The following is a 428-nucleotide window of genomic DNA, read 5'->3' on the forward strand; positions in this document are numbered from 1 at the left end:
CGGGGGTGAAGAGTTCTCGGCAGCTCTTCACCCACTCTTCACCACTCTTCACCTGAATACCTTTTCAAGAAACCTACTGAAAAGAATACAGTTGGCTACCTCCATCATAAATAAAACGCCCCGCCATTTTACGAATTGACAAGAATACTGCAAAAATCAGAGATAACAAAAAGATTCGCCACCTTTTTTATATTATCCCCCATTTTTCTTGCAAAATCAAAATATTCATCGTATCTTTGCAAATAGAATTTGTAGTAAGGCGAATAGCTCGCAAAAAGCTATCCTGAAAACATAGGAGATTAGATTATGACAGAAATGAACGATAGAAAATTGCCTGTAGGCATCCAGTCTTTTGCAGAAATAAGAAGAGAAGGATATCTGTATGTTGACAAGACTGATATAATCTGGAGACTTGCCAACAGGGGAAA

General features: G+C 38.1%; 1 protein-coding gene. It reads left to right on the forward strand.

Annotated elements, in window-relative coordinates:
* Positions 1-315 precede the first annotated feature (315 nt).
* Positions 316-428 (forward strand): AAA family ATPase (locus tag D4A39_RS19275; RefSeq protein WP_158586955.1); only part of this gene is annotated, 113 nt, incomplete at its 3' end.

It is taken from the genome of Alcanivorax profundi (genome assembly GCF_003597125.1).
Lineage (GTDB): Bacteria > Pseudomonadota > Gammaproteobacteria > Pseudomonadales > Alcanivoracaceae > Alcanivorax > Alcanivorax profundi.